Here is a 1645-nt window from a genome sequence, read left to right on the forward strand (position 1 = left end):
CAGCTGTCGCTGGAGCAGCGTGTCGCCATCGAGCATGTGACGGGGGCCGCGCGGATCGCAGCTGTCGTTGGCCGTGCCGGCGCGGGCAAGACCACGATGATGAAGGCCGCCCGTGAGGCGTGGGAACTGGCCGGTTATCGGGTTGTCGGTGCAGCCCTTGCCGGCAAGGCAGCAGAAGGCCTTGAGAAGGAAGCGGGCATTGTCAGCCGCACGCTGGCGTCGTGGGAACTGCGCTGGAAACAAGACAGGGACAGTCTCGATGAAAGGACGGTGTTTGTTCTCGACGAGGCYGGCATGGTTGCYTCGAAGCAGATGGCGCTGGTCGTTGAAGCGGCAACCAGGGCAGGCGCAAAGCTGGTGCTGGTTGGCGATCCCGACCAACTCCAGCCAATCGAGGCGGGTGCTGCGTTTCGGGCGATCGTTGACCGCATCGGTTACGCCGAACTCGAAACGATCTATCGCCAGCGCGAGGAATGGATGAGGACCGCTTCGCTCGATCTGGCGCGCGGCCGTGTCGGTGAAGCAATCTCCGCTTATCGCCAGCAGGGCAGAGTGCTTGGGTCGGACTTGAAGGCGCAGGCGATCGACAGTCTGATTGCCGACTGGAACAGCGACTACGATCCGACGAAGACAACACTTATCCTTGCACACCTTCGGCGTGACGTTCGCATGCTCAACAGCCGCGCGCGCRAACAGCTCGTGGAGCGTGGGATCGTCGGCGTAGGACATGCCTTCCGCACCGCAGATGGACTTCGTCACTTCGACGCCGGTGACCAGATCGTCTTCTTGAAGAACGAGACCTCGCTTGGCGTGAAAAACGGCATGATCGGCCGTGTCGTCGAGGCGGCATCAAACAGGATCGTCGCTGCCATCGGCGAGGGCGAACATCGTCGGCTGGTCAGGGTCGAGCAGCGTTTCTACCCCAAGGTTGATCATGGCTATGCAACGACGATCCACAAGTCTCAAGGATCGACCGTCGATCGGGTCAAGGTGCTGGCTTCGCTCTCGCTCGATCGCCATTTGACCTATGTCACGATGACCCGGCACCGCGAGGATATGGCGCTTTATTACGGGCGGCGCTCCTTCGCCAAGGCGGGCGGGCTAGATCACATTCTGTCGCGAAGCAACGCCAAGGAAACCACGCTCGATTACGAGCGCGGCGTCCTCTACCGGCAGGCACTGCGCTTTGCCGAAAACCGCGGGCTGCACATCGTCCGTGTTGCCCGCACACTMGTGCGCGATCGGCTCGACTGGATGCTTCGCCAGAAGGAGCGCCTTGCCGATCTGGCGCAGCGAATRCGTGCCGGCGGCGAGCGCCTTGGCCTGCTCCAGCGTCCYTCAACGCAAACCCRRAAGGAGGCCGAACCGATGGTCGCCGGMGTCACGCTGTTTGCYAAATCCCTGTCTGATGTCGTCGARGAAAAGCTGCTCGCCGATCCRGCCATAGCAAAGCAGTGGGAAGAAGTGTCGGCCCGGTTCCACTATGTCTTCGCCGATCCGGAGACCGCGTTCCGGGCGATGAATTTCGACACCGTGTTGAGCGACCCGAAGGCCGCGCAACCGACACTCGATCGGCTGGCCAGCGAGCCGGCATCGATCGGGCCGCTCAGGGGGAGGACTGGCCTGCTCGCGTCAAAGCCGACAC

Annotated in this window: 1 protein-coding gene; it reads left to right on the forward strand. The window is 62.5% G+C overall.

Features of this window, described 5'->3' with window-relative positions:
* Nucleotides 1-1645, forward strand: a 1645-nt coding sequence (gene traA / locus AC1DWF_RS31820) for a Ti-type conjugative transfer relaxase TraA (protein ID WP_476842542.1), incomplete at both ends; no start/stop codon positions are given.

The sequence above is a fragment of the Aminobacter sp. P4_D5 genome (genome assembly GCF_056401815.1).